The organism is Phormidium sp. CCY1219, assembly GCF_035615515.1.
In the GTDB taxonomy this organism is placed as follows: domain Bacteria; phylum Cyanobacteriota; class Cyanobacteriia; order Cyanobacteriales; family Laspinemataceae; genus CCY1219.
Genome location: NZ_JAJENT010000818.1, coordinates 1 through 26526, shown reverse-complemented (window position 1 = coordinate 26526; position 26526 = coordinate 1). Strand labels below are relative to the sequence as shown.

The following is a 26526-nucleotide window of genomic DNA, read 5'->3' as shown; positions in this document are numbered from 1 at the left end:
GTTTAGGCTGGTCAGGTGGTTAGAAGTACAAGCCCCTGGCTTTAGACATGGGGTTGGTTTCTACGGAGTCCCTGACCCCAATCTGATTCATAGCCGAGACTAATACTACCGTCAATTTTCGGCTTTGTCAAGGGATCGTCACCCCCATCGCGTGAGTTAGCTCTATCTAAGTCAGAATAAGGGATTGACGGAAAATTAGCCTCTATTTTTTGACCGCGATCGCCAATTTTATTTTTTTTTAATATTTCTATTTTTGATTTCGGGGAGATTGCCCCAGGGGTTGCGAGGCGATCGCCGGGGCAATCGCCTCGCGGGGTTTGAGTGGGGAGGTCAGGGAGTAGGGTGGGTCACTGATTGCTCAACCTACCCGTGAGGTCGGTGCGTAAGCCCTGACTCGTTTACTCGTTTATTTTTCTGCGTGAATTTCAGTTAATTGTCGCCCGATGCAGTTGCCAAACCCCGAAACCACCAATGGAGCACGATTGACAAACGATTTGATGCGAGCTTACCTTGAGGCACCAGGGTGATTCCCGGATTGAAAAACACTGTGCATTAACAGCTCATGCACCAACAATGCCACCACAAACCCGGGGAGAATCTCGTACAGAACCTCAGAATATCCCAAAACTCGCCAAACGATGGTGGTCAGCAATCCGGCGATCATCATCGCACTCAGCGCCCGATAATTGGTGCGTCTTTGGATTAAAATAATCAGCATCGCAGGACCAATGGAACCCGCCACCGCTCCCACCCCAAATAAAATCAGGGAAAACACAGTAGTGGAGAGATTCAAGGTGGCGATCGCCGCTAAAATGCCCACAATCAAGGTCATGGCTTGCTCGTATTTCACCCCATATCTGCGAGCCATTTTTTGATAGAAAGACGGCCAAATATTGCGCGCTAGGGCACTCGAGCAAACCAGAAGCTGGGAATCTGCAGTAGAAGCAATCACGGAGAATACGCCAGCCAAAACGATTCCCACCACAAAGGGATTAAATGTTTGCATGGCATAGTAAGGTAACGCCTGTTCCGGATCGTCAATGGTGGTAATTAATGTTCGAGAAATGACGCCAAATAAAACCATCGCCGTCCAGGTAGAATAGACATAGGCTAAATACACCCAGCGCGCTTGTTTGGCTTCCTGGGGACTGCGACTCGCCAGCAAGCGAACCAATACTTGGGGCTGGGAGATATCAAACCCGAAGCCGAAAAAGAAAAACCCAACGATATAAAGCAGTAACGTCCAAGGAGTGAATCCAGCGGTGAAATTGGTCAATTGCGGGTCGATCGCATTTAAGTTCTCGATAATTGCGGACACGCCACCCCCAGCATTCAGCGCGACTGCGAGCATTCCAAATGAGACAAATAGCACCACAAATGCCTGCACCACATCGGTCCAAATAGAGGCTCTCAAACCGCCAGTGACGCAGTACACGAGAATCGCACCTGCTGCGATAAACGTACCGATGATAGGGTTCACGCCAAAAAACACATCCAGGGTTTTGGCGGCAGCGGCAAATTGGCCGGAAGTATAAGCGCCAATAAATACCACGGTAATCGCCGCCACAATGAAGGTAATAAGTCGCTTCCCTTGGGGTTTTTTTGCAGTGGATCCGAGTAATTCGGGAACGGTTTGCGAGTCTTTTTCTAGGGAAAGTTTGTTGATTTTATCGGGAAAAAATTTCCAGAAGGTAATATCGCCCAAAAAGTAGGCGATCGGCAGCAGTAGGGAGGAAATACCCATCGTGTAGGCCGTTCCTACAGCGCCCACCATAATCCAACCGCTATTTCCCGTGGCCCCTGCACTCAGTCCGATGAAGACCTTGCCAAAGGAGCGATTTCCCAATAAGTAATCGCTCTCGGTATTGTCGGAAGCTTTAGCGGCGATCGCGCCTATCCATAAGAAAATGACCAGAAAAACTGAAAAGCTGGCAATTGTCGTTAAAGATTCCATTGTTGGATAAAAAATTACAAGTGGGTGAAAAAGATTAACCCACTTTAGCATAAAAACTTGGGTAACGCCACTGAGACCCAAGGTTTCAGCAAAGTGGCCTCCGGGAGTAAATCGGGGAGAGTGGCGATCGCGCGCAGATCCGGTAGGGTGCGTGACGCCCGCCACCCAATCCAGGGCGCGATCGCTCACTTGCTTGCGGGCGTCACGCACCGACTTGCCTGCGGGCGTCACGCACCGATTCTCACAAGGGCGATTTTTATACAAAAACCAGTCTTACTCCACCGACAGTCGGCATTGGTAGAGCTTGTGATAATAAGGCAGACAAAATTCATACGCCCGCTCCAGATGGGCGTTACCCTGTATGTTTGTATATTTTTTATCTTTCCGTTCCTGGAAGCCCCGGCTGGACTGGACGTAAGTATGCCATCCGCCTTCCCATTGATTGATATCCGGTCTGACGCGAGAGTTCCATGAAAGTGCTTCTTGGATGAAGGGGATGCCCACGGCATTACAATACGCTTTCACCGTTGCTATCGGTTTTGCCACCAAATCGTCCGAGTCAATCAGGATGGGGACCGTGCCGCTGTTTTCCCGCACTTGTTGGAAGAGGGTATAGAGTTCGGCATATCCGGCTTCTTCTAAGGTAAAATCAGGCCACCTTGCAAACAGGGAGGGCAAGCTTTTAGCTGGATGTCTGATGAGAAAGGTATGGTGAAAATGAGACAAAAAATCTGCGTTTCCGGCGAGATGAGGGACATAGTAGGCCATGTCTTTCATAAAAACCGGCTGCTTTTGCGACGCTTGCTTTAGCCAGGTTAATATTGAACTAAAATTATATTCGGGATTGGGTTGGATATCCGGGTAACGGGTGGTATTGCGCCGCTGTTCGCTGTAATAATAAGATAAACCAAACGGTTCGTCGAAAACCCAAAAATCGCCGCGTTCGCGCATCATACACTCAAATGCAGTGGAAGTCGATCGCGGCACTGCCCACAATGCTAAAATTTTGTCCATTAGTTAGGTAATTCCTTCCTATGCTTGCCATTAAATTGGGGAAAAATAAGCCTTTCGTCCGTCGATCGAGTGGGGCGGCGGACGAAGAAAGAGATTCTGCCCTAAAGGCATCTACCTTGTGGAGGAATTTCTATCAGCGTCGGTGACTTTTTCTGCAGCAGATAAAGAAGACAGAACTCACTTCCAGGACGCCACGCTCTATTCATAAACTGCGATCGGCTTACCCAAAACCTCCAGTTTCGGCTCTACACCCAGTCCCGGTGCTTCTGGCGCAAAGGTTTTGCCCCCTTGATTGCGCGCCCCACCTGTAGCGGTATCTACCGTGAGCATATCGTGGCACAACCAAGTGGCGCGCAAAAAGGTTTCGGGAGTCGCTTGAGCCAGATGTGCGGCTCCCGTGTCTGCAATGACACTTCCGCCGGTTTCTTCAATATTCATGCGAATGCCGGTTTCTATACAAAAATCGCGGATTCGCTTGGCTTTGGTTAAGCCTCCCACACGACCGACTTTCAGGCCAATTGCCTCACAAGCCCCATTGGCTTGAGCGCGCACTACATCGCCATAGCGCTGAATGCATTCATCGAGAATAATCGGATGCGAAGTGACGCGCCGCACTTTCAGGCATTCTTCATAGGTTTCGCAAGGCTGCTCGAAATAAAAGATAGGGTCGGTCACCGCATTCATCACCCGCATGGCTTCATCTACCAACCAGGCTCGATTCACATCAAACGTGGCGCTTTCATTGGCGGGTAAATAAGCACCAATCGCTTTAATTCTTTCGATGTCTAGCGCCACATCGGCTCCAATTTTACAACTATGGATAGTGTAGCCTTTTTGCTGACCCCGTTTAATCGATTCAATCATTTCCTCTGGGGTGCCGGTGGGCACGGAATTTTGGATAATAATGGGGTGGTCTAAACGTCCGCCAAATAGTTCGCAAAGCGGGAGTTTTGTGGCTTTTCCTAGGATATCCCAACAGGCCATATCCAAGGCGGATTTAATGTAGGGATGACCGGGGAGGGCAATATCCATTGTCCGATAGATAAAATCCGTGCGTCTGGGGTCGAGTCCGAGGAGTTGCGGGGCGAGTTCTTCAATTCCCGCCCGCACACCCCGGGCAAAAGCGGGTAAATAAGTGGAACCCCAGGGGCATCCTTCCCCCCATCCTCGGATTCCTTCGTCGGTATCGATCGCAACTATCGTAGAATCGAGTTTGTCAAAATACAATCGACCGCCGGATAGCCAGTAAGGATGCTCTAGGGTTAAGGTAATTTGATAGACAGAAATTCGAGTAATTTTCATTGAATTGAATGGGAATTTTTGGAGTTGTAGGGTGAGGGGTTAAGGGTTGGTTCTATCAGGGACGATCGCAACTTTACCGAAAAAGCGTTTGCTTTGAAAAAACTTCTGGGCCGCTTTGATTTCACTGAGGGGAAACACTTTGGCCACTTGGGGTTTGAGCAGCCCTCGGTCGATATAGCCGACCAAGCGTTGAAATACTTCGGCTTCCAGGCGGGTCGCCCCTTTCATTTCCACATCTTTATAAATCAAATCCCGCAAGTCCAGGGAAACCAGTGGACCTGCGATCGCCCCTGCTGTCACATATCGTCCGCCGATGCTCAAGGCTTTGAAAATTACCTCAAAATAGTCTCCGCCCACCACATCCACGCAGACGCTGATGTGATGGCGCGCCAAATTTGATGCCAATCCATCAGTGCGCGGATAAACATAATCGGCACCTAATTGTTGCGCCAGATGTTCTTTATTCGGTCCGACAATTGCGATCGCGGTTGCCCCGCGAATTTTAGCCAACTGAATCGCCGAACTGCCAACCCCGCCAGAAGCCCCCATAATCAACACCGTATCTTTCGCCTCTACCCTGGCCTTGGTCAGCAGATTTTCTGCGGTAGAATAAGAGCAAGGTATGGTGGCTAATTCCGCATCAGACAGGGATGAATGAATCGGGTAAACGTTCGTCGCCGGAATGGCCACATATTCGGCAAATCCTCCATTCAATTCACTGCCCACATATTTGTAGTTTTCCGGGCTTTCTCCCCGAATCCAGGGGTCAACAATTACCCGTTTATTCAGCAGGCTAGCTTCCACATCGGAACCGAGTTCTACCACTTTCCCGACAACATCCGCACCTTGTATTCTGGGAAAGTCGATGCCAGTTTGCGACCAGCCGGTGGATTTTTCCGCCTCGTTTTTCTTCGTATCTTGCAGGATTTCTTGAAAGCCTTCATCTGCGGCATACCAGCCTGTACGGGTATTGATGTCGGTATTGTTGACCGAACAAGCCCCCACTTTAATCAATACTTCTCCGCTTTGGGGAACGGGTTTTTTGACTTGGGTATATTCCAGTTTTTCCACTCCCCCATATCCAGTGAGAAGCACGGCATTCATTAACTGTGTCATCTTGTGTTATTTGCCACGCCAGAAAACGGTCTTCTCCCCAACTCACTAGACTAATTCTTTGGCTCTGCCTCCTCCTTCTTTGGTTTCCCAAATCGAGACGAAATTCTCGAGCATTACTTCTTTGGAACTGATTTTTTTATCTGTGTTAAACGGTTCGATGATGGTATCGATATTCGGATAGACAAAGAAGGGGAATGAAATGCGGGTGGTGTTGCAGTGATTGTGAATGACTTCATGGGGTGTGCTAACAAATAACCCGTTCGTCCACAGTTGCAACATATCCCCTAAGTTGACCACAAATGCATTTTCTAGGCAGGGGGCATCTATCCATTTTTCTTTCGTATGCACGCGCAAAGAAGGCTCGGGAAGGTATTCTTGGATTAAAATGGTAAAAATTCCGTTATCGGTATGTTTGCCCGCTTGCCCAAAGTCTGCGGGATAATAAATCATCCGGTGGATTAAAATGGGGTCGGTAAAGTATCGATCGAACCAATTGGCCTCTAAGCCTAACGCTAAGGCTAACCCTTTAAGCAAGTTAGGGAGAACCTTTGTCATTATTTCATTTTGGAGCTGATAGTGCGAGCTGGCAAATTCGGGAGCCACACTGTCGTCGGGCATGACTGTCGGACCGGTAAAGGGTTTATCCGAGAGGGGTCTTTCTAACCCTAAATCGAAAATTTCTTTGGGGTCAGCTCCACTGGCGTTGAGAAATTCTCCGTACAATGGAATGTAACCCCGGGAGTTTTTGGGGTAAACTTTTTGATAGTCTTGGGCGTAGTTGAGTTTGACCGCTTCTGGGAGTTCAAAAAATTTGCGGGAGGCGGCAATGGTGCGGTGGATGAGTTCGGGGGAAATGCCATGTTCGCTGATATAGAAAAAGCCATGTTCGTAGCAGACATCGTAGAGACGTTTGATTTCGCGATCGCTGGCTTTTTGTAGCTCGGATAAAGAAATAATCGGTAGGGTGTTCATAACTTTATGGAGAGGGTGGGGTAAGAACGACAAAAGAGTTGCGTTGGGGAGAAGCATTCGGAGTGGAGTCAATCAATGACTCCTTCTCCCGGATTCTCGCTTTGGCTTTTCTAGGAAGTTAGCATACGGCAAACGCCCAGTAGTGAGCGCCTTCTTCGGCAATATACGGACCGTCCATTTGGTTGCTCACTCGCTTCACTTTGCCTTCGGCGACGAAGCGATCGCAAACCGCTTGGAAATCGGTGCTGTCGTAGTAGCTTTTCCGAGTGCTGACCACTATCAAGCCGCCCGGTTTGGCAATCCGAATCAGCTCTGACAACGAGTCAGGAGGTACGTGACCGAGGGTAAACACGCCGCAACACAAAATTGCATCGTATTGGTTGTCTTTATACACCTCATTTTTTTGGGTCATATCGATGCCACCGTTGAGGGTTCGATAGGCATCGGTGGCTTGGGCTTTTTCCACCATTTTGTCGGACAAGTCAAACCCATCGACGTTGCGATACCCTTTTTGCTTGAGGAAAATTCCCACCAAACCGGTGCCGCAACCGGCATCGAGAATCTCCAGATCGCGATCGCCCGAATCCACGGTTCCTTTATCGCTTTTCAGGCTGGCAAAATAATTGACAATGTATTCCGGACCGGCATATGCCTCGTTGGACACATCGCGATCGTAAGCCCCAGACCATTTGTCGTAATACTCGCCGATTTTTCCCGAGTCGCCAGACAAATTATGGGCTTCTTTAATGGCATCAAAACTTTCAGTGGTTTGAGTTTTTACAGCTTGATTCATCATCCTTTGCGTCCCAACTTTGTTTGACTGGTTTGTGCTTTTTGTGTTGCGCTACTTCCCGGGGTAAACCCAGCAGCAGCTTGTCCAATTCAAAAGCGCCCGTATCAATGCTGACTCGCTCTGTGGTTAAGCCACCTGCCTCATCGGTTCTTCTAATAAGGCATCAATCATTTTGGTCATGTAAGGGATTATGGCATTTCTGCCCAAATCCATCTGCTTAATTTTCCTCACAATTCGGGGGTCAGGCTGATAGTATCCCTCATTATCGAACACCCAACTGGTTCCACAACTCCATCGTACCACATCGGTTAGCAGCGCTCTGCTTAATCCCATATTTTTTCCTAACTGATAGGCTTCTTGGAGGATGACATAATTCACATAGGCCATGAACTCGGTCAGAGTTTCTGCCAGTTCTACTAACTCCGCAGCCAAATCATAGGATGGTGGGGGGTCGTAGTGGAGTTGATAGGGCAAGGGTTTGATGCGCCCATATCGGTCTTCGACTAAGGTTTTGGAATGGACGTAATTGGGGTTGGCTCCATAGGGAGAGGGGGCGGTAAATCCAACCACTCTCAATCGCAGATTGTTTTCTTCTTCAATCAACTTTGTTACGGTGACGTGACCGAGTTGCTGGTCGTATTTTTCCCCGGCTTGGCGATATCGTTCTTCTACGATTCTACCGATGGGCATCGGCACATTCAGTTCGTCTGCCAACTTCACCGTTAGGTCCGTATCCTTGACGGTAATTTCTAAGGTACAAGAGCGATCGTAGCTGCCATCTAAGATGAAGGGAGAAACTTGTTCCGCCACAAAACTGCATCCTCTGGAAGCGCGGATAAAATCCCACATCCAGTGCAGAGGAATGCCATTTCTGTAGGCAACCATCAACACTTCCCCCACTAAGATAGTTCCGGTATAAAACAGCAAGTTGGTGAGCAGTTTGACGGTTTGAGCTTTGCCGATATTTTCGTTAACAAAAAACGAGATTTGGCCCATCGTGTTTAAAACATCTTTGCTTAATTCATACCCTTCTCTATCCCCGCTAACATAAAAGCTGACATTGGCAAAATCCACCCCCATGTGGGACAGATTGCTCACGGGTGCTTCTAAACTATAAATGCCTCGTTTCGCCGCTACCCCGGCGATGTATTTCGTATTGTGATAATCCGTGGTGGAGGTGTCGATCCAGGTGGATCCTGGCTGCATTCCTTCGATCGCCCCGTTTTCCCCCAACATATTTTCCAACACGTGATGCGGTAGGGGCAAACAGGTGATGACCACCCCGCACCCCCGCGCCGCCTCTGCGGGAGTATCGGTCCAGATAGCTCCCGCCGCCACCACCGTGTCTGCGGCTTCTTTATATTTGTCGTACACTTGAACCGGATAGCCCTTCTCTAAGAGTTTGAAGATCATGGGGCGACCCATCGCACCCGTGCCAATGAAGGCGACTTTGGTAAGAGTATTCATCTGTTTGCTGATTTGATTGGCGATCGTTTCGATAATTCTGTCCCAGAATCTCGTTCCATCACCTTATATCGGTTTCATTTTCGGTCGGATACCTGTCTCATATATTGCCTAAGTTAGTTTAGGCCCGATTTTTGGGTTTGTCAAGCCTGGACTACTGAGTTTTTTTGAGTTGGCTCTATCTCTTATCCCTCAATGGTCTCACGGAATTTTCATCCAGTTTTTTTTCCTTTCTCCCTGGCCATCGGGTTGATTTTAACATTTCTTTACACCGCCCCTTCTCCCCGTGATTTCCCACTGACTCACCAGAAAACTAACACAGATGTGCTGCATTTGTCAGCTTATGGCAGAGATGAAAACTATATATAGTCTAGCTTCCAGGGATTTCTTCCCGTAAAAACCCAGGGTGCCACCCAGACGATCGCCTGGGATTGTCGGGGGCAACCGGGACTGACATCTTGGGTCAGGATGGGGGCACAGCAACCACGATCGCCCCTGTTTTGTTCACAGGTGTAGCCAAATCAATTGACACTGTAGCCAAATCAATTGACACTGTAGCCAATTTGGCCACCGCGATCGCCCCACCGATGGATCCTGGCATGGTAGAAAATCCATCAAAAACTGTTAAACGGGCAAATGCACTGCAAAGTTAAGCCGATCGTGCTTGCAACAGCTAAAAAATTGGATCGAGAAAAGGAAAAGTTATGATGTCAATTGCGATCGCGTTACTTGACAAATCCGCACCTTTAGTATCCTATAACTGCAACCCGAAATTGGCTGCTCGCGCGCCCCTGTTAGGCAACCCCCTGACCTTGAGGATCCACCGCTGCGGGCGGAGCCTCAAGGAAAGCGATCGCACCGAAAGTGAGTTTTGGGGACTCCTTTAAGTATAACAATGGCGCCATATTTTATATTTATGGCGGGAAGTAAGTATGTTGCAAAGCGATCCGATGGAAGAGGCGATCGGGGATAGGGATATTTTTTATACAAAGCCTCTTGATATTAGACCGAAATGGCTTGTTTGCTGAGGCTGAGAATCGATTGATTGAATGTAATAGACCGGAACTTTCTTTCAATTACTAGATAACCAAAAAGAGATGTATGTTCGGAAAGCGGTTGCAACCAATGCAAGAGTTAAGTGAAAAAGAACCGCTCTTTTGCTCGAACCGGCACAATTTTAATTCTGGTTATTATACCAAAACCCCAGAAAAAAATCAATAAAAATCCAATGGCTTCCCTATTGGCAATTGGCGATCGCGAGAATTCGCGGCAGCAGAAAAGGAAAACCGAGGCATTATTGGCAGGAAAAGAATCCTTGGCGATCGCTTCGACCCCGAGAAACGAACGCACAATAGGATAAACTAAACAGGAGGTTAACCATATCTGCGTGCTGCTATGAAAAGTCGTTTTCTCGAACACCTGCACAGTCCAGAACGCCCCGTCATCGTGTTCGATGGCGCGATGGGCACCAGCTTGCAATTCCAAAACTTGACAGCGGAAGACTTTGGCGGGAAACACTACGAAGGTTGTAACGAATACCTGGTCTACAGCAACCCGGAAGCCGTGAAAAAAGTGCATCGCGGCTTTCTCGAAGTGGGTGCCGACGTCATAGAAACCGACACCTTTGGCGGCACCTCCATCGTTCTTGCCGAATACGATATTGGCGATCGGGCCTACGATCTCAACAAAACCGCCACCGAGATTGCCAAAGAAGTCGCCGCCGAATATTCCACCCCAGAAAAACCGCGATTTGTGGCTGGATCCATCGGACCGGGCACCAAACTGCCGACCCTGGGACATATTGATTTCAATACCATGAAGCAAGCCTTTGGCGAACAAGCCGAAGGACTGTTCGATGGTGGGGCGGACCTCCTGATTGTCGAAACCTGCCAAGACGTGCTGCAAATCAAAGCCGCACTCAACGGCATTGAAGAAGTCTTCCAGAAAAAAGGACAACGCCTCCCCCTGATGGTCTCGATCACGATGGAAGTGATGGGCACCATGTTAGTCGGATCCGAAATTAGTGCAGCGCTATCCATTCTCGAACCTTATCCGATCGATATCCTCGGACTCAACTGCGCCACCGGTCCGGATAAAATGAAAGAACACATTCGGTATCTGTCGGAAAACTCCCCCTTTGTGCTGTCTTGTATTCCCAATGCAGGCTTGCCGGAAAACGTCGGCGGTCAAGCCCACTATAAGCTGACGCCCATCGAACTAAAAATGGCGCTGATGCACTTTATCGAAGACTTAGGCGTGCAAGTGATTGGCGGCTGTTGCGGGACGCGACCCACCCACATCGAACAACTGGCAGAAATTGGCAAAAGCCTGAAGCCAAAACCGCGTCCCGTGCGAGTTTGGGATGGGGAAGGGGAACCGCCTGCCCGAGACCCCTTACACTATACTCCAGCAGCCGCGTCCATATACAGCGCCCAACCTTACGAACAAGACAACTCCTTCTTAATTGTCGGAGAACGGCTGAATGCCAGCGGGTCCAAGAAGTGCCGCACCCTGCTCAACGAAGAAGCCTGGGATGGACTGGTGGCCCTGGGCAAATCCCAAGTGCGCGAAGGTGCCCACATTCTCGACGTCAACGTAGATTACGTGGGACGCGACGGCGAGCGAGACATGCACGAACTGGTATCGCGCTTAGTGACCAACGTGCCCTTGCCCTTGATGCTCGACTCCACCGAATGGGAGAAAATGGAAGCGGGGTTAAAAGTAGCCGGCGGTAAATGCCTGCTGAACTCCACCAACTACGAAGACGGCGAACCGCGATTTTATAAAGTGCTAGAATTAGCCAAGCGCTACGGGGCCGGTGTGGTGGTGGGAACCATCGACGAAGACGGGATGGCGCGGACTGGAGAGAAAAAGTTCGAGATTGCCGCCCGGGCGTACCGCGATGCGATCGCCTACGGCATTCCCGCCCACGAAATATTTTTCGACCCTCTCGCCCTACCGATCTCCACCGGGATCGAAGAAGACCGCAAAAACGGTCAAGCCACCATCGAATCCATTCGCCGGATGCGAGAAGAACTCCCGGGATGTCATATCCTCCTCGGCGTGTCCAACATCTCCTTCGGCTTAAATCCCGCCGCCCGTCAAGTGCTAAACTCCGTGTTTCTGCACGATGCCATGTCCGTGGGATTGGATAGCGCCATTGTGAGCGCCAGCAAGATTTTGCCCCTAGCAAAAATCGACCCCGAACATCAACAAATCTGCCGCGATTTGATTTACGATCGCCGCAAATACGAAGGAGATGTTTGCGTTTACGACCCGCTAACCAAACTCACCGAACTGTTCCAAGGCAAAACCACCAAACGCGAACGCGGCGTGGACGAAAACCTGCCCGTAGAAGAACGGCTCAAACGACATATCATCGACGGCGAACGCATCGGATTAGAAGATGTCCTCGCCAAAGCCTTGGAGATACATCCGCCGTTGGATATCATCAACAAATACCTCCTCGACGGCATGAAAGTCGTCGGCGAACTCTTCGGTTCCGGACAAATGCAACTCCCATTCGTGTTGCAATCCGCCGAAACCATGAAAAGCGCCGTCGCCTATCTCGAACCCTACATGGATAAAGAAGAATCCGGCGACAATGCCAAAGGCACCGTGGTGATTGCCACCGTCAAAGGAGACGTTCACGATATTGGCAAAAACCTGGTGGATATCATCCTCACCAACAACGGCTATCGCGTGGTCAACCTCGGCATCAAACAGCCGGTGGAAAACATCATCGATGCCTACGAAGAACACAAAGCAGACTGCATTGCCATGAGCGGTTTGTTGGTGAAATCCACCGCCTTTATGAAAGATAACCTGGAAACCTTTAACGAACGCGGAATTAGCGTTCCCGTGATTCTCGGCGGTGCAGCACTCACCCCGAAATTCGTCCACCAAGATTGCCAAAATGCCTATCAAGGTAAAGTCGTCTACGGCAAAGATGCCTTCTCGGATTTGCATTTCATGGACAAATTAATGCCCGCAAAATCCGGCGGCAACTGGGATGACCTGAAAGGCTTCTTAGATGAAGCAGACGAAAACGGTGCCAGTGCAGCCCCCGCAACCAGCGACGGCAACGGCAAAGTTACGTCTCAAACCGAGGCGGAAAAAGCAGAAGAAAAACCCGCCGAACCGGAAGTGGTGGATACCCGGCGGTCCGAAGCGGTGGATGTGGATATCCCTCGCCCCACGCCGCCATTCTGGGGCACGAAAGTGTTACAACCGGAAGATATTCCGTTAGCGGAAATATTCCCTTATCTCGACCTGCAAGCTCTGTTTGTGGGACAATGGCAATTCCGCAAGCCGAAAAACCAATCGCGCGAGGAATACGATGCATTTCTCGCCGAAACGGTGTATCCGATTTTAGAACAGTGGAAACAGCGCATCCTGGATGAAAATCTGTTGTATCCCCAGGCGATTTATGGATATTTCCCCTGTCAGTCGGAAGGGAATACGTTAATCGTCTACGATCCGGAAGAAATGAACGGCGGAAGCAAGGCCCAACCCAAAAAAGTGGCGGCAGAATTTGAGTTTCCGCGCCAAAAATCCGGACGCCGCTTGTGTATTGCTGACTTCTTCGCGCCGAAAGATAGCGGCGTTGTGGATGTGTTTCCCATGCTTGCGGTGACGGTGGGTGAAGTTGCCACCGAGTTCGCAAAAAGTCTGTTCGATTCCGACCAATACACGGATTATTTGTACTATCACGGCATGGCAGTGCAAACGGCAGAAGCGATGTCAGAATGGTTGCACGTTCGGATTCGTCAGGAATTAGGATTTGGTGCGGAAGAACCGGATAATATGCGCGATATTTTGCAGCAGCGCTATCGCGGTTCTCGGTACAGTTTCGGCTATCCCGCCTGCCCGAATATGCAGGACCAGTACAAGCAATTGGACTTGTTGCAATGCGATCGCATTAATATGTACATGGATGAAAGCGAACAGCTTTATCCGGAACAATCTACCACCGCGCTCATCACCTATCACCCGGTTGCTAAATACTTCAGTACCTAATTAATTCCCGGGGGTGGCAATTGTTCCACCCCCTCCCCGGGATGGGTTAACCTTTTCCCTGTTGAGTGGCGATCGCCCCCACGCCTTCTGTACGTTTTCCAAACTTCTCTAAATTTTTATGTGATTTGATAAAAAATTATGTCTTTATCTTGCCAATTTACAACCCAGTAGGTTACACCTAAAAAATAACATCGTCTGGTGGGCGGTGCCCACCCTACTAGACTCCCATTTGAATTTCCAGCCTTCCCCCAAATCCAATTCAGTAGAGCGACTATAATGGCCAAAATTGAAACAGCGAACTTTCTCCAGGATCTCGATCGCGTTGCCACATTTCGCGCTGAAATTGCCAACGGGCTAGACAGCATCGTAGGAACCCTCACCCTTGCCGAATCTCAAGCGAAAACCAACTCCGGACAACTGGGATTAAACCGGGAAATCGAAGACCTCGCCAAAGCGAGCAACAACTTGCGAAAAGGCGTTTTTCGGCTGCTAGTGTTAGGGGACATGAAACGGGGCAAAAGCACCTTTCTCAATGCCTTAATCGGCGAAAAATTACTGCCCAGCGATGTCAATCCCTGTACCGCATTGCTCACGGTATTGCGCTACGGTTCGGAAAAGAAAGTGACCATTTACTTCAATGATGGAACCGAACCCGAAACTGTGGATTTCAAACAGTTTAAGCGCAACTACACCATCGACCCCGCCGAGGCAAAAATTTTAGAACGCGAGAAAAAGCAAGCCTTTCCCACCGTAGATTATGCCGTAGTGGAATATCCCTTACCCTTGCTGGAAAAGGGAATCGAAATTGTGGATAGTCCCGGGTTAAACGATACGGAAGCGCGCAACGAACTCTCCCTAGGATATGTGAATAATTGCCACGCGATTTTATTCGTGTTGCGAGCTTCCCAACCTTGTACCCTGGGAGAACGGCGCTACCTAGAAAATTATATCAAAGGCCGAGGATTGACGGTCTTCTTTTTGATTAACGCTTGGGACCAAGTACGAGAAAGCTTAATCGACCCGGAGGATGAGGAAGAATTAGAAGAAGCCGAATATAAATTGCGGCGCGTATTTCAAGCCAATCTGGCAGAATATTGTCAGATAGAAGGGGAAGATATTTACGACGAACGAGTATTCGAGATTTCTTCCTTAAACGCCCTGCGCCGCCGGATAAAAGAGCCGTCTGGGTCGTTAGAAGGCACGGGATTTCCGGAGTTTATGGCGGCGCTGAATACCTATTTAACCAAAGAACGGGGAGTGTCGGAATTGCGACAGAGCAAAACCCTAGCAAGGCAAGCTGAGCATCACGTGCGAGAAGCGATCGCCCGTCGGATTCCCTTACTCGGGGAAGATGCGGACCGCTTAAAACAACGCATCGCCTCCGTGGAACCGGAATTCCAAAAACTGACCGAAATTCGGGATAAATTCCAAGGGGAAATTCTGTCCCTGCGCGACCAAAAAGCCACGGCGATCGCCGATTCGTTTCGCCAATATCTGCTTAACTTAGACAAAACCTTTGAATCGGATTTTTTGCACTATCAACCCAACTTGAACTTCTTGGACTTCATCAATGCCGGCAAGCGCCAAGAATTTGAAGACGCCCTGATGCAAGCCTTCGAGCAATATATTAACGATAAATTAGCCGAATGGAGTCGGCAAACCGAACCAGAAATGAATACCGCCTTCTTGCAACTGTCGCGCAGCGCGGCGCAATATGGGGCGGATTACAACCAAGTTACGAACAAAATCACCGAAAAACTCACCGGACAGAAAGTGCAACCCCTCAGCACTAGCGCAGGGGAAGACAGCTCCCCCGCTTGGGCAAAATGGGCGATGGGATTGTTTTCCCTGGCGCGCGGAAACCTCGCCGGTGTGGCAATGGCGGGGGCCGGTTTCGACTGGAAAAGCATTCTGCTCAATTATTTTACCGTTATCGGAATTAGTGGGATTATCGTGTCCGTATTTCCGGCGGCGGCGCTGATGGGACCGGTGGGTTTAGCCTTACTCGGGTTAGGCGTGGGACTGGTGCAAGCGGATGGTGCGCGCAAAGAAGTGGTGAAAGCGGCGAAAAAAGAATTGGTGAAGCATTTGCCCCACGTGGCACAGGAGCAATGGCAAACCGTTTACAATGCGGTGAAAGAATGTTTTGACGTTTACGAACGAGAAGTGAGCGATCGCATGAATGATGATATCCAATCTCGCCAAGCAGAGTTAGATAATCTCATTGAGCAAAAGGAAACTCACGAAATTAATCGCAGTGCTGAGTTGGAACGACTGCAAACATTAGAAGAGGAGGTTGTAGCTGAATCTCGCCATATCGAAACCTTGTATGAAGGGTTTATCAAGGCGGTTTCCTAATCCTTGATTCTGGGGGAGACTCCGCCTCGGAATCGGCGTTTCCCCCCAGGGGGAAACGAGTCAAATCGTCCGCGTTGGCGGACGCAAGCTTTTGCCTCGGCGCAATTTTAATTCACCGCTTTTTTCGCCGCTTTTTGTTAGCATTATTTTTCTCAATTCTGGATAAAAAACCATGCAAACCGAAATTTATCAAAATATTTCCCGGGACTTGAAAGCGAGCGTGGGCTTGCTGGAACTGGATAGGGAATCGGCACTGTATCGAGACGCGATCGCGATTGGCGATTATTTAGACAATCCCACCTTTAAAATCGCCGTTTTTGGTCCGTTTAATTACGGCAAATCAACGTTACTCAATGCCTTGCTGGGGGAAAAAGCAATGCCCATCGATTTAATTCCCACCACTGGTGCGGCGATCGCGGTTCGCTATGGCGAGTCGCTTTCCACCACAATTACCCTAACCGATGGCAGAACCCTTTGTCAATCCGGCACCCAAATTCTTAAAGACTATGCCATTCTCAACGAGAACCGCAGAATGCGCGAAGATGTGGCGGCGGTGACGGTGACTTCTCCGCACCCGCTGCTCAAAACCGGGGTGGAATTTTTAGATTTACCCGGAACCAACGATCGCGACGCGCAAGATGCCTTGGTGCGGGATAAATTGCTCGGTGCCGATTTAATCCTCCAAGTCCTCGACGGGCGCAAATTGATGACCTTAAGCGAGCGAGAAAACCTGCGAGAGTGGTTGTGGGAGCGAGGAATAACCACGGTAGTTTTTGTTATTAACTTTCTCAATTTACTCGAACCCGAAGAACAAAAAGAAGTCTCCAATCGGATGCGGTTTGTGGCGAAAAGTTTTCGCTGCAATTTACCCGATGGGATGAGTAATTTGTATCGCGTAGATGCATTACCCGCGTTAAGAGCGAGACTGAAAGGAGATACCGCCGCCGCACAAACCAGCGGATTGGCGGGGTTTGAATCGGCGCTGCAACAGATCGTCGCCGTGCAACGGGAAAAAGCGGCGATTCGCTTTGCACGAGTGCAGGCGATCGCCACCCAAATTCTCCAGTCTTTGCAGGACAAAAAACAAGCCCTCCAAGCACAGATAGACGCCCGCGAAACCCAGCGCCACCATAAAACCGAAATTCAACAAAAAGCGGAAAAACTGATAAAACAGGGATTCTCCAGCAGCAGTTCCGATTTTCAAAACTGGCTTTACCTACCCAAACTGTTAGAGCGCTATCAAACCGATTTGGCAACGGCGCTGGAAAAAGGAGAATTTATCACCTGGGAAAACCAACAGTTCAAACCCACAGTGGAAGCGTATCAAACCCAACTGGTTGAGTGGCTTGATAAAGGCTGCGAATTTTTTCAAACCCCACACCCGGGTCGATTAGAAATACCCTTTCCCGAAGCGCCCCAAGTGATTTTACCCCAACCGCCGGCATCTGTTAATAAATCCGGAGGACTTGCGCCCATCGCCCTGGCGACAGGAGTGGGTTGGATGGTGGGCGGACCGATGGGAGCCGCCGTGGTGGGCGGTGCGTCTTATTTGTTAAGCGGCTCTTCTGCTAAAGAAAAGGCGAACTCGTTAAATGCCTATCAAGCGCAAGTTCGAGCAGCTTATACCGCAGCCGCAAAAGCATATTTAACCCGCTTTAGCGAAGCGGCATTTGCCAGTCTATCTCCCTATGAGAAAATCGCCGAAACCGCCATTCGGTTGCAAATTACTCCAGCCCCAGAAAACCTTTCCACCCAGCAGAATTATCTTGAATATTTAAACAGCTTAGTGCAAAATATCGATGCCGAAATCAACGCCTTGGCCACTCAATTCGCCGAGGATTAAACCCACAGGAGAAAACTACAATGGATAGCGTAGAGGATAAATTTCGCGCCTGGGAAATTGAAGCCGAATTGCAACAGCTCAAAGAGCAGCTAAAAATTCCCTACTCCCAAAGGGAAAGCCGGGGGTCTTCTTCTCATTCTTCCCCCGGAGCGAGTGCATCCGTTACTGATGAAAAATATCGCCGATTCTACCAGATTCTCGAACTGCAACCCGATGCTTCTCTAGGGGAGGTGAAACAAGCCTATCGGCGGTTAGCGAAACAGTGGCATCCGGATTTTTTCGCCCACAATCCTCCATTGCAGCGCAAAGTTCAAGCTAAATTTATCGAGATTAACGAAGCCTACCGCGTATTGTGCAAACTTCCTCGGTGATTTTATATAAAAATGGTGGGCAATGCCCACGAAAAGTCACCGTAGCGCACCACAGGTTCCTGTAGGCTAGAAAGCCGTACAGACGGCGACAAGCCTACTTTTATATTTTGTATGAAAGTAGGCTTTTGATTGTTTTTTTGACAGAAAATTGTCAAGATGGGCATTGCCTACCGATTGCTGCAGCCCTTGGGAAAGGCAGGCATCGGCTCCTACCCTTGCAGGGTCAGTTTTTCCGCGAAGGGAGGATTTCCCGCGCCTGCCTGCATTTCAGGGGTTGATGCCGTGTTAATACGGGGGTGGGGGGAAACTTTTTGCCAAACTGCCCGTCAGGTTTACGTGGAAACACTTAAAATAGAAGTGTTGTTTTGCCGATAGTTTAAAAAATATGAAACGCAATTTCAAACAACAGTGGCAACGCGCTCTGAGGTCGGGGTGGTTTGCGACCCTGACTTCTGCCTTGGGGGTGCTGGTGACCTGTATGGTGTCCAAGCCAGCCCATGCGGTGGTTTTGGCGGGGGAAACTCAGCCGTTTTTCACCCCGGTGGGGGAGAGCGATCGCGCAGACATCTCTTCCACGCCGTTTTTTAATGGCGTGGCCCAGTTAAGAATTAATACACAAAATGGCTATGTGGGGTGTTCCGGTGCCTTGTTAGGTACCGGGTGGCACATTTTAACGGCGGCGCAGTGTCTCACAGACGATGTGGGAAATGCGATCGCCCATCGGGTGGAGGCAACATTTTCCAGCCATGCCAATTTCTTGGTTTCCGACTATTTTATTCACGAAGACTGGCAAGGTCACGATCGCGTTTTCTATGGGGGCGATTTGGCAATTCTCAAACTAGGCGATCGCGCCGATGAGACGATTCGCCGATACAAGATCAATCGCTACCTGGAAACCAGTTTTTTCACCAGAACCGGTTACGGTCAAACCGGAAGCGGCGACAAAGGAGCTGAGGGCAATGCGGGCAAGCTGCGCCTTGGCATCAACACCTATGACGCGATTTTCGGACAGGAACAATTGAACTTATTGGGGTATGATTTCGATAATGGCACCCCGGAAAACGATGCCTCGGGTTATCTGTTTGGCCTCAAACATTTAGGATTGGGAAAATTGGAAAGTATGGCGGCTCCCGGAGATGCGGGGGGACCGACGTTTGATTTTTGGGGCAATATTGTTGGGGTGACATCCTTTGGCGTCGGAAAACTGCCCACCGATGTGGACGATAAGGTAAATTCGTCTTACGGAGAGCTGGGATTCGATACGCGGATCTCATTCTATTCCAGTTGGATCGACGGAGTTTTGAACGACAAGTACAGGCCCACCAAGCCGAGGAAGGTTTCTATCCCCGAACCCTCTTTGGTTGCTGGATTATTGTTATTCGGCTTGGGAGCGTTTGGCACCAGAAAATCCCACGGTAAGGAACCCTTGCAAGAGAGCGATCGCTGGTGAAAATGAACCAGCGATTCACGCCATTAAACATACTTGGCCTGCGTTTGAAAAACCCTCTGGGATAAATGGATATCCCCTGCGAAATAAACAATTATCACTCCGCTGGTTTAATTCTAACAATTTTCAAAAATCTATCGCGAGTACCATAGACGGTAGGGACACGGCATGCCGCATCCCTACTTTTTATTTGTATATTTTTCGGGAAAAAGTGTAGGACTAAAAAAAGCCCCGCACCCGAGACGGGTAGGGCGTTGGTCTGCAACGGTGCCCGCATGACAAGGGCTAATTTAAAACAGACGTTTGACAGGCGGATTTCAGATTGGCTATGCGATCGCGGTGAAATTCTCAGCCGCAATTAAGTTAGCGGAAACGCCATTGAGAGTAACGAGAACTTCTTCGCCCAACGAGATTAAGGTTCCCGCCTCACCTTGGGCGATCGAGAGTTGTGCGAACGTCAAGCCTGCGCCCAATCCCAAAGAATCCACGCCATTCTCAAAATCAATCACCACATCGCCACCGCCACCTGGGCGCAAGACGAAGATATCGCCACCAGAGCCACCGATTAAGGTGTCGCTTCCTAAATCTCCGAACAGGCGATCGTTGCCCTCGCCGCCATCGATCCGGTCATTATTTTGGCCCCCGAAGAGCAGATCGTCGCCGCTACCACCGACAAGATTATCGTTCCCGCGATTGCCGTTGATGGTGTCAGCACCCACCGAACCGGTTATCACATCGTTACCATCCAGGGCGCGCAAACCACCGGCACGCCCTGCGAGCAGTCCCGGCGCAAAGGCAAAGACATTATCGCCATTATTTAAGTTAAAGAATTCCGAAGCGAGAGCCGTATCGCTGCGTGCCGTGAGGTTTTGAATCCGCTGGTCTTGGGCTGGTTCCACATCTGCAGCGCCGAACGAGCCGATCGCCGCCAGATAATTCGCCAGGGCATTTTGCTCCGTACCAAACGTAGCGAACCCCGCATCCACCCCTTCTGGCACTAAATCCACGCGGTTCGAGGTTGCTTCAAACTCCGGGAAAGGATAGTCATCGCCGCCATCCGCCAAGAAACTCAAAGTCACGATGCGGAAAGAGCGATTGGGGTCGCCGACCAATTGGCCGTTTTCCACCACAATATCAGTAACGCTGCCCAATTCGTCACGCAGGGAGAGAGAACGAACGCGCTGTCCGGGGGGCAAAGCGGGATCGAAGCTAAACTCGACACCGCCCACTTGCGGGAACTGACCCGGAGTTGCCCCTGCTTCTGTAGCTGCCACACCATATTCGATAACTTGCCGCAGTTGCGGTGCCGTGAGGGTGAGCAAACTCAGCTCGTTGTTGAATCGCAGGGCATTTTCAATATCGAGTTGGGACACTTCCCCAGCTTCCTTGCCGGCAATCGGATTTGCTCGCGGTGGTGTTTTTTCCCCCACTGCGGCGTCAGCGCCGCTGGCGGTACTGACGGCCCCCACCGAGGCACGGATGCCCCCCCATTTTTAATCGCGATCGCCACGCTCGGATCCACTTGGCGGGCGGCAAACAAATTGGCATCGGCGGTGAGATTGCCGAGATTGGTTTCTTGGGTGCGGGTGTCGCCGCGATCGCCGTTGAGAAATACCTCGCTGCGACCAAAAGTATTCCCGTCTTTCGTGGCGATGACCCCTTGCAAGCCCCCAATCACTTCCACCACTTTCGGATCTGCAGGGACGTTACCGGTTTGGATGACGCCGGTTTCGTCCGTGGCGTAGGCTCCGCTAACATTCGGGTCGATGCTGCCGGGAATCAGAACCCCATTCTCGTCGAAGTCAGCCACTAAGCGACCGACATATTTATAGTTTCCATCGGTATTGATAATCGCCACCGGTTCGCCGCTGGCGGAGGTTTGCAGGATGGGGTAGGGACCTTCCACCGCATCCCCGACGCGCAGGCGATCGGTAGCATCTGCCAACAGGGTGTTGGATCCCCCAGCGATAATCACATCCACATCCCGCAGGCGAGGGGCAAGTTCCTGTTCGACGCTAATCTGCTGCATGTGCGACAGCAGGATAATCTTGTTAATGCCTCGAGCGCTAAGGGCATCCACCGAGGGTTGAATGGTAGCCGCCAGGGCATCGAAATTGTTGGGATCTGCAGGGGAAACCCCCACATTCCCCGGTGACGAGATGCTGTCCAACAGCGGGGTGGTCGCCCCCACAATTCCGATAGGTTGCCCTTGAACTTCAATCACAGCGCTTTTGGCAATGCTGTTCGGTTGGGGCGGTCCGCCGTCGGGAACCACGAATTCGGCTAAATTGCTATCGGTGCTCAAGTCGAGGTTAGCACTCAGGTAAGGAAAGGCGGTGCCGGGATAGTCGCCGTCTGTTTCCAACAGGGAGGCGACGGTACTGGTGCCTAGGTCAAATTCGTGGTTGCCAAAGGTGGCGGCTTGAAACCCCAAGGCGTTGTTAATCACAATATCGCCGCGTCCTGGACCTTCTCGACCTAAGATGTCGCCCAAGGAATCATCGCTACTGGCTGCCAAAAATGGACCGGGAATGTATAAATCTCCGGAAGTTAGGGTCAGGGTGCGATCGGGAAATTGAGAACGCAGAGCGTTGAGGACGCTGGAAAAGCGAGGGGCATCTTCGAGAGCCTCAATGCCGCCCTCTTGGTCCGCTGCGTGCAGGATTTGCAGGGTGAGAGCCATTGTTTCGGTATTCCAATGAGTTTGATGGATTCTGTTATCGTGGCTCAATGTAACAGTTTCGATTCGTCAGGTCAATGGGTCTTTCCCGCGATCGCCACTCCCGGCTGGGCAGTCGATCGCTCCACTCCTACGGATCCTCTGCCCGCCGTCACCGGTCGGGGGTTTATTGCTGCAACTTGACCGCCGTACCTGTGGCGGTAATCAGCAGTAGTGCCCCGCGATCGTCCACGTTAATGGTGCCCGTATCGATTTCGATGCCGACCACGGCATTAGCGCCTAAGCTTTGGGCGCGTTTTTCCAGTTCGGCGATCGCTTCAAGCTGTCCTTTGCGAAAGACCTCTTCATAGCTCCCGGTGCGTCCGCCAATCATATCGCGAATCCCCGCAAAAAAATCGCGCAGGGCATTGCTCCCGTAAACCACTTCTGCTGTGACTACACCTAAATAAGATTCGACCACAGCATCTTGAATGACATCAGTTGTTGTTAAAATCATACCTTGTTCTCACGCGAAAAAATACCCAGTGGCTCCTTTCCCCTCGCCGGAGGGGCAACCGTGGCACCCCGAAGCTGTTTCCCTAAACGGTAGGGGGTTGGATACGGCTGCAAGTCCCGGTGATGGGAACACTTGATGGTAATACTCATTTAGGATAGCAACAGGAGAGAGTTTAGGCCGTGCAAAAGCAGATTTCCTTTGGCGTCAGCCTCTTTTTATTGGGGTCAATTGCCTTCATCCCGTCGGTGGCGGTGGGTGCCCAATTACCCCGTCTGATGGCACAGGTGGCGCAAAATACCGCCGAGCGCGATCGCGACGTGAACGAGTTGTTGCGCGAGGGGCGGGAATTAGTGGATGCGGGGGATTATGCCGCCGCGATCCAAGTGTATTTAACGGCTGCCAATTTAGATGGCGAAAACCCGCGAATTTTTTCCGGGATTGGCTATTTGCAAGCGACGCAGAAAAATTTTGAGGCGGCGGCGAATGCGTATCAACAGGCGGTTACCTTGGATCCCAACAATGCGGATTTCCAATATGCCCTCGGCTACAGTTTGGCGAATTTGGGAGATAACGAAGCCGCCGAAATGGCTTATCGCACAGCGACGCAATTGGATCCGGAGAATTTTAACGCCCATATCGGTCTCGGGGTGGTTCTGCTGCGCCAGGGAGAGTATGAGGAAGCCCTAGGGGTTTATCAGCAGGTCACCAGTCAGGATCCGAGATACTGGCAAGCGTATGAGTCCATCGGTGCCGCACTGCTGCAGCAGGGACGGGTGGATGAGGCGATCGCGGCCCTGGAACAGGCGGTGGAGTTGGCCCCGCGTGAAAGCAGCGTGCAGCGCATTTTAGGGGCGGCATTTCTGGCTCAGGGAGACAGCGATCGCGCCCTGGCGATGTTCGAGCAAGCGGTGGAACTCGAACCGCGCAATGCACAGTTACAGCTCGTGATCGCTAAGCTCCTCCACGATCGCGGCGAGTTGGATGAGGCCCTGAATGTCTATCATCGCGCGGCGGGTTTGGAACCCGAATTGGTGGAACCCCATGTGGCGATCGGCGGGATCCATCTCGATCGGCAAGAATTTCTACAGGCGATTGTGGCTTATCGTCGCGCCCTGGAAATGGCTCCGGATAATGCAGAGGCTTATTATAATCTCGCTTTGGCACTCCAAGGGCGCGATCGCATCTCTGAGGCGATCGACCAGTTAAATATCGCGCGCGACCTCTACGAGGAGCAAGACAATGCGGAAGGTTTGGAAAAAGTTGAGGCCCTCCTGGAGGAACTGGAAGACTAAAGACGCGATTCATTACCTCTCTACAAGAGGCGGTCCAATGGCATAACTAGCGGGTCAAAGCATCATTTGCTATGGGTCATAGCAAATGCGGTTGACAAACCTCGAGGTTTGTCAACCGCATTTGACATGAATTTTCGATGGTGGATGCTTGATTTGTTTAGGGAATGGGGGGCGGTTCGGGTGAAGAAGGCTCGAACACCGGTGCGGTGGGTGTGGCGGGGGGCATTCGGGCGGGGTTTTTTGTCTCTAAGGTGTTGGCGACCAAGACATAGCCGAGATATGCCGGTAAAACCATTGTGGTGACGGCGGCGATCGCCCCAAACAGATTCAGCCAACTGGTGGTCGGTCCGTAGTGACAGCGGTAGGGATCGAATTTGAGCGCCTCTGAATTGAGCATTTTGCGCCAAGCGATCGGTCGTTTGAAGCGCACTCGGCGATCGTCGAGCTTTTCTAACAAGGTCCATCCCGCTTGTTGTTCTTCCTCGCACAATCGCTGCAACACCTGGGGATCGCGAAATAAATCGAAATTCGCTCGGACGATTTTGTACTCGAATTCTACCAGTTGGGAGTTGCCCGAGGGTTCTGCCGGCGCAGTCTTTAAGTGGGGGGGGACCGCCGCGAAATGAGTCAGTTGCCGATCGCTGTTTCCAGTTGCAGAAGCCTTTGACTCGGTTTCCCCGGTGGATCTCAATGATGCCGGTGGGGTCTGTACGGTGGTCAGTTTTCGATTATTTTGATGATCCGTCAAAATTTCTTCCTCCTCCTGTTGTTTTGCAAGGGAAATTACCTGTCGCCAGCGCAACCATCCACCAGCGATCGCTGCCTCCATTCCGAGACTCCCTACAAATACGCTCCACACTAAAATTTGCAGCATATTGTTCCGCTAAAAAAGGGGTCTATCCATAATAAAATCTGAAGCATAACATGTTTTTTCGCAAAAAAAATAGGCTTAACTTTATCAATAATTATCGCACAATTTTTGATAGCCAAACCTAAGTTTTTCCGATAGCATTCATCGCTTATCCTTCAGCCTTTTTCCTGGGGTCTTAAATAGCCTTCCACCACACAGTCTGTGCCAATGGTTCGCCATTGAATTCGTTCTAATGTTAGGGCATCTGTCATATTCGTGACGCCCAAATCGCCCACTGGCGAAGGTGCAGACTGACCGCCGATGATTTTAGGCGCGATAAAGGCGAGAATTTTTTGCACCGCTCCCTCAGCGATCGCGCGAGCGGCTAAAGTCCCACCACATTCCCAAAGTACGGAAAGCAATTGGCGATCGTAAAGATACTCCATCGCTTTGGCAGGCGTTAAGGGCGTTAACTCGATGACTTCCACCCCTTTCTTCATCAACTGCTGCTGCACATCGGGATTGGCTCCCCCCTCAGTCAGCACCAGGGTCGGCGCTTCCTCCACCTCCCACAAATGCGCCGACCGTGGTAAATCCAGCCTGCGACTCATTACCACGCGCAAGGGATTGTGGTTCCCGGTATGATGACTGGTAAGCTGGGGATTATCTCGACGCACGGTGTTGCCGCCCACAATCACCGCATCGCAAGCCACCCGCAGGGTATGAACCTCATGGCGAGCGTCTGTACCAGTCACCCAACTACTATGGCCGGTGGTGGTGGCGATTTTGCCATCGAGAGTCATCGCATATTTCAAAATGCCAAACGGACGATTGTGGAGCGTCCGATAAAAAAAGGCTTCATTCAGTTTGCGGCAAGCTTCTTCTTCTACCCCCACGATGACCTCTATTCCGGCACCGCGCAACCGCTCGATCCCGCCCCCAGACACCCGGGGATCGGAGTCTACTACCCCCACTACCACTTTTGCCACCCCTGCCTCAATCAAGGCTTCGGAACAAGGGGGGGTGCGTCCATAGTGATTGCAAGGCTCTAAGTTCACGTAAACCGTGGCTCCTCTGGCTTGTTCCCCCGCCGCGCGCAGGGCGAAGACTTCAGCATGAGGGTGTCCCGCCCCGGGATGAAACCCTTCTCCCACGATTTTGCCATCCTTGACGATCGCCGCCCCCACCAGGGGATTGGGCGCAGTCTGTCCCAGGGCGCGGCGCGCCAGTTCTATGCAGCGCCGCATCATTGAGCGATCGAAGTCACCACCGCCGCGATCGCTAGGGTCTGAAGGGCTTGCGTTTTGATTCGGTAATCCTGGCGCTTGAGGAGTCACGGGCAAATTTTCCATTTTGCTGCTGTCAAAGATGCTTATCCCTCAGTGTATCGGAAAGATTGACGGTGCAACAGCGTTAGAGTTAAAATAAACACCCTAATTGTCATATCTACCCACCTCTTTCTAAACTTTCTAAAGGATTGACGTCAGGGACTCCGTAGAAACCAACCCCATGTCTAAAGCCAGGGGCTTGTACTTCTAACCACCTGACCAGCCTA

21 protein-coding genes are annotated in these 26526 nt (G+C 50.8%); 8 read left to right on the top strand and 13 right to left on the bottom strand.

Features of this window, described 5'->3' with window-relative positions; genetic code table 11:
• Positions 1 to 505: 505 nt before the first annotated feature.
• From LKK83_RS25695 to LKK83_RS25660, 8 genes are all read right to left on the bottom strand, one after another.
• Positions 506 to 2185: a sodium/proline symporter gene (locus tag LKK83_RS25695; RefSeq protein WP_324634302.1), complete on the bottom strand. Its 1680-nt coding sequence runs from the start codon at positions 2183 to 2185 to the stop codon at positions 506 to 508.
• A 42-nt stretch (positions 2186 to 2227) separates the two neighbouring features.
• Positions 2228 to 2968, bottom strand: coding sequence for a sulfotransferase family protein (locus LKK83_RS25690; protein WP_324634301.1), 741 nt, complete (start codon positions 2966 to 2968; stop codon positions 2228 to 2230).
• A 198-nt stretch (positions 2969 to 3166) separates the two neighbouring features.
• The gene (locus LKK83_RS25685; RefSeq protein ID WP_324634300.1) at positions 3167 to 4270 is read right to left on the bottom strand and encodes a mandelate racemase/muconate lactonizing enzyme family protein; all 1104 of its coding nucleotides are present in this window, start codon (positions 4268 to 4270) and stop codon (positions 3167 to 3169) included.
• A gap of 39 nt (positions 4271 to 4309) precedes the next feature.
• Positions 4310 to 5386 carry an alcohol dehydrogenase family protein gene (locus LKK83_RS25680; RefSeq protein ID WP_324634299.1) on the bottom strand — a complete coding sequence of 359 codons (1077 nt, stop codon included), beginning with the start codon at positions 5384 to 5386 and terminating at the stop codon, positions 4310 to 4312.
• A gap of 45 nt (positions 5387 to 5431) precedes the next feature.
• The gene (locus tag LKK83_RS25675; RefSeq protein ID WP_324634298.1) at positions 5432 to 6358 is read right to left on the bottom strand and encodes an isopenicillin N synthase family dioxygenase; all 927 of its coding nucleotides are present in this window, start codon (positions 6356 to 6358) and stop codon (positions 5432 to 5434) included.
• A gap of 118 nt (positions 6359 to 6476) precedes the next feature.
• On the bottom strand, positions 6477 to 7154 hold the full coding sequence (locus tag LKK83_RS25670; protein WP_324634297.1) for a class I SAM-dependent DNA methyltransferase: 678 nt from the start codon (positions 7152 to 7154) through the stop codon (positions 6477 to 6479).
• Between the two features lie 123 nt (positions 7155 to 7277).
• On the bottom strand, positions 7278 to 8618 hold the full coding sequence (locus LKK83_RS25665; RefSeq protein ID WP_324634296.1) for an NAD(P)-dependent oxidoreductase: 1341 nt from the start codon (positions 8616 to 8618) through the stop codon (positions 7278 to 7280).
• A gap of 460 nt (positions 8619 to 9078) precedes the next feature.
• On the bottom strand, positions 9079 to 9216 hold the full coding sequence (locus LKK83_RS25660; RefSeq protein ID WP_324634295.1) for a hypothetical protein: 138 nt from the start codon (positions 9214 to 9216) through the stop codon (positions 9079 to 9081).
• Positions 9217 to 9843: 627 nt separating this feature from the next.
• On the opposite strand from LKK83_RS25660, the gene LKK83_RS25655 reads away from it, so the two are divergent.
• The 6 genes from LKK83_RS25655 to LKK83_RS25630 all read left to right on the top strand — a co-directional run bounded on the left by LKK83_RS25655 (position 9844) and on the right by LKK83_RS25630 (position 19656).
• A complete protein-coding gene (locus LKK83_RS25655) occupies positions 9844 to 9975 on the top strand; it encodes a hypothetical protein (RefSeq protein ID WP_324634294.1) in 132 nt (43 codons plus the stop codon).
• Positions 9976 to 10010: 35 nt separating this feature from the next.
• Complete coding sequence (gene metH / locus LKK83_RS25650) at positions 10011 to 13634, top strand: methionine synthase (protein ID WP_324634293.1); 3624 nt, start codon at positions 10011 to 10013, stop codon at positions 13632 to 13634.
• Between the two features lie 276 nt (positions 13635 to 13910).
• Positions 13911 to 15992: a dynamin family protein gene (locus LKK83_RS25645; protein ID WP_324634292.1), complete on the top strand. Its 2082-nt coding sequence runs from the start codon at positions 13911 to 13913 to the stop codon at positions 15990 to 15992.
• 172 nt (positions 15993 to 16164) lie between these two features.
• Entirely contained in the window at positions 16165 to 17835 is a 1671-nt protein-coding gene (locus LKK83_RS25640) for a dynamin family protein (RefSeq protein WP_324634291.1), read from the top strand.
• A gap of 20 nt (positions 17836 to 17855) precedes the next feature.
• Positions 17856 to 18206: a J domain-containing protein gene (locus LKK83_RS25635; protein WP_324634290.1), complete on the top strand. Its 351-nt coding sequence runs from the start codon at positions 17856 to 17858 to the stop codon at positions 18204 to 18206.
• 385 nt (positions 18207 to 18591) lie between these two features.
• The gene (locus LKK83_RS25630; RefSeq protein ID WP_324634288.1) at positions 18592 to 19656 is read left to right on the top strand and encodes a trypsin-like serine protease; all 1065 of its coding nucleotides are present in this window, start codon (positions 18592 to 18594) and stop codon (positions 19654 to 19656) included.
• 323 nt (positions 19657 to 19979) lie between these two features.
• Here the strand turns inward: LKK83_RS25630 and LKK83_RS25625 are convergent, their stop codons facing one another.
• Positions 19980 to 21026, bottom strand: a complete 1047-nt coding sequence (locus tag LKK83_RS25625) for a 5'-nucleotidase C-terminal domain-containing protein (RefSeq protein ID WP_442957367.1) — start codon at positions 21024 to 21026, stop codon at positions 19980 to 19982.
• Entirely contained in the window at positions 20978 to 22336 is a 1359-nt protein-coding gene (locus tag LKK83_RS25620) for a hypothetical protein (protein ID WP_324634286.1), read from the bottom strand. Before LKK83_RS25620 ends, LKK83_RS25625 begins: the two co-directional genes overlap by 49 nt.
• A 24-nt stretch (positions 22337 to 22360) precedes the next feature.
• Between LKK83_RS25620 and LKK83_RS25615 the strand changes: the two genes are divergently transcribed.
• The gene (locus LKK83_RS25615; RefSeq protein WP_324634285.1) at positions 22361 to 22516 is read left to right on the top strand and encodes a hypothetical protein; all 156 of its coding nucleotides are present in this window, start codon (positions 22361 to 22363) and stop codon (positions 22514 to 22516) included.
• Here the strand turns inward: LKK83_RS25615 and LKK83_RS25610 are convergent.
• Positions 22500 to 22829 (bottom strand): YbjQ family protein, encoded by a 330-nt coding sequence (locus tag LKK83_RS25610; protein WP_324634284.1) that lies wholly within the window; start codon positions 22827 to 22829, stop codon positions 22500 to 22502. The two genes, LKK83_RS25615 and LKK83_RS25610, sit on opposite strands and share 17 nt — an antisense overlap.
• 179 nt (positions 22830 to 23008) lie before the next feature.
• On the opposite strand from LKK83_RS25610, the gene LKK83_RS25605 reads away from it, so the two are divergent.
• Entirely contained in the window at positions 23009 to 24121 is a 1113-nt protein-coding gene (locus tag LKK83_RS25605) for a tetratricopeptide repeat protein (protein WP_324634283.1), read from the top strand.
• A 157-nt stretch (positions 24122 to 24278) separates the two neighbouring features.
• Here LKK83_RS25605 and LKK83_RS25600 read toward each other — a convergent pair whose 3' ends face one another.
• Positions 24279 to 24995, bottom strand: coding sequence for a hypothetical protein (locus tag LKK83_RS25600; protein ID WP_324634282.1), 717 nt, complete (start codon positions 24993 to 24995; stop codon positions 24279 to 24281).
• A gap of 152 nt (positions 24996 to 25147) precedes the next feature.
• On the bottom strand, positions 25148 to 26221 hold the full coding sequence (gene ribD, locus LKK83_RS25595; protein ID WP_324634304.1) for a bifunctional diaminohydroxyphosphoribosylaminopyrimidine deaminase/5-amino-6-(5-phosphoribosylamino)uracil reductase RibD: 1074 nt from the start codon (positions 26219 to 26221) through the stop codon (positions 25148 to 25150).
• Between the last annotated feature and the right edge of the window lie 305 nt (positions 26222 to 26526).

Bases quoted from the DNA above. Each gene is read 5' to 3' on its own strand.
- ribD (WP_324634304.1), bottom strand. From the start codon at position 26,221: ATGATGCGGCGCTGCATAGAACTGGCGCGCCGCGCCCTGGGACAGACT.
- LKK83_RS25640 (WP_324634291.1), top strand. From the start codon at position 16,165: ATGCAAACCGAAATTTATCAAAATATTTCCCGGGACTTGAAAGCGAGC.
- LKK83_RS25690 (WP_324634301.1), bottom strand. From the start codon at position 2,968: ATGGACAAAATTTTAGCATTGTGGGCAGTGCCGCGATCGACTTCCACT.
- LKK83_RS25655 (WP_324634294.1), top strand. From the start codon at position 9,844: ATGGCTTCCCTATTGGCAATTGGCGATCGCGAGAATTCGCGGCAGCAG.
- LKK83_RS25645 (WP_324634292.1), top strand. From the start codon at position 13,911: ATGGCCAAAATTGAAACAGCGAACTTTCTCCAGGATCTCGATCGCGTT.
- LKK83_RS25665 (WP_324634296.1), bottom strand. From the start codon at position 8,618: ATGAATACTCTTACCAAAGTCGCCTTCATTGGCACGGGTGCGATGGGT.
- metH (WP_324634293.1), top strand. From the start codon at position 10,011: ATGAAAAGTCGTTTTCTCGAACACCTGCACAGTCCAGAACGCCCCGTC.
- LKK83_RS25635 (WP_324634290.1), top strand. From the start codon at position 17,856: ATGGATAGCGTAGAGGATAAATTTCGCGCCTGGGAAATTGAAGCCGAA.
- LKK83_RS25620 (WP_324634286.1), bottom strand. From the start codon at position 22,336: ATGGCTCTCACCCTGCAAATCCTGCACGCAGCGGACCAAGAGGGCGGC.
- LKK83_RS25630 (WP_324634288.1), top strand. From the start codon at position 18,592: ATGAAACGCAATTTCAAACAACAGTGGCAACGCGCTCTGAGGTCGGGG.
- LKK83_RS25615 (WP_324634285.1), top strand. From the start codon at position 22,361: ATGGATTCTGTTATCGTGGCTCAATGTAACAGTTTCGATTCGTCAGGT.
- LKK83_RS25670 (WP_324634297.1), bottom strand. From the start codon at position 7,154: ATGATGAATCAAGCTGTAAAAACTCAAACCACTGAAAGTTTTGATGCC.
- LKK83_RS25610 (WP_324634284.1), bottom strand. From the start codon at position 22,829: ATGATTTTAACAACAACTGATGTCATTCAAGATGCTGTGGTCGAATCT.
- LKK83_RS25685 (WP_324634300.1), bottom strand. From the start codon at position 4,270: ATGAAAATTACTCGAATTTCTGTCTATCAAATTACCTTAACCCTAGAG.
- LKK83_RS25680 (WP_324634299.1), bottom strand. From the start codon at position 5,386: ATGACACAGTTAATGAATGCCGTGCTTCTCACTGGATATGGGGGAGTG.
- LKK83_RS25660 (WP_324634295.1), bottom strand. From the start codon at position 9,216: ATGCCAGGATCCATCGGTGGGGCGATCGCGGTGGCCAAATTGGCTACA.
- LKK83_RS25675 (WP_324634298.1), bottom strand. From the start codon at position 6,358: ATGAACACCCTACCGATTATTTCTTTATCCGAGCTACAAAAAGCCAGC.
- LKK83_RS25600 (WP_324634282.1), bottom strand. From the start codon at position 24,995: ATGCTGCAAATTTTAGTGTGGAGCGTATTTGTAGGGAGTCTCGGAATG.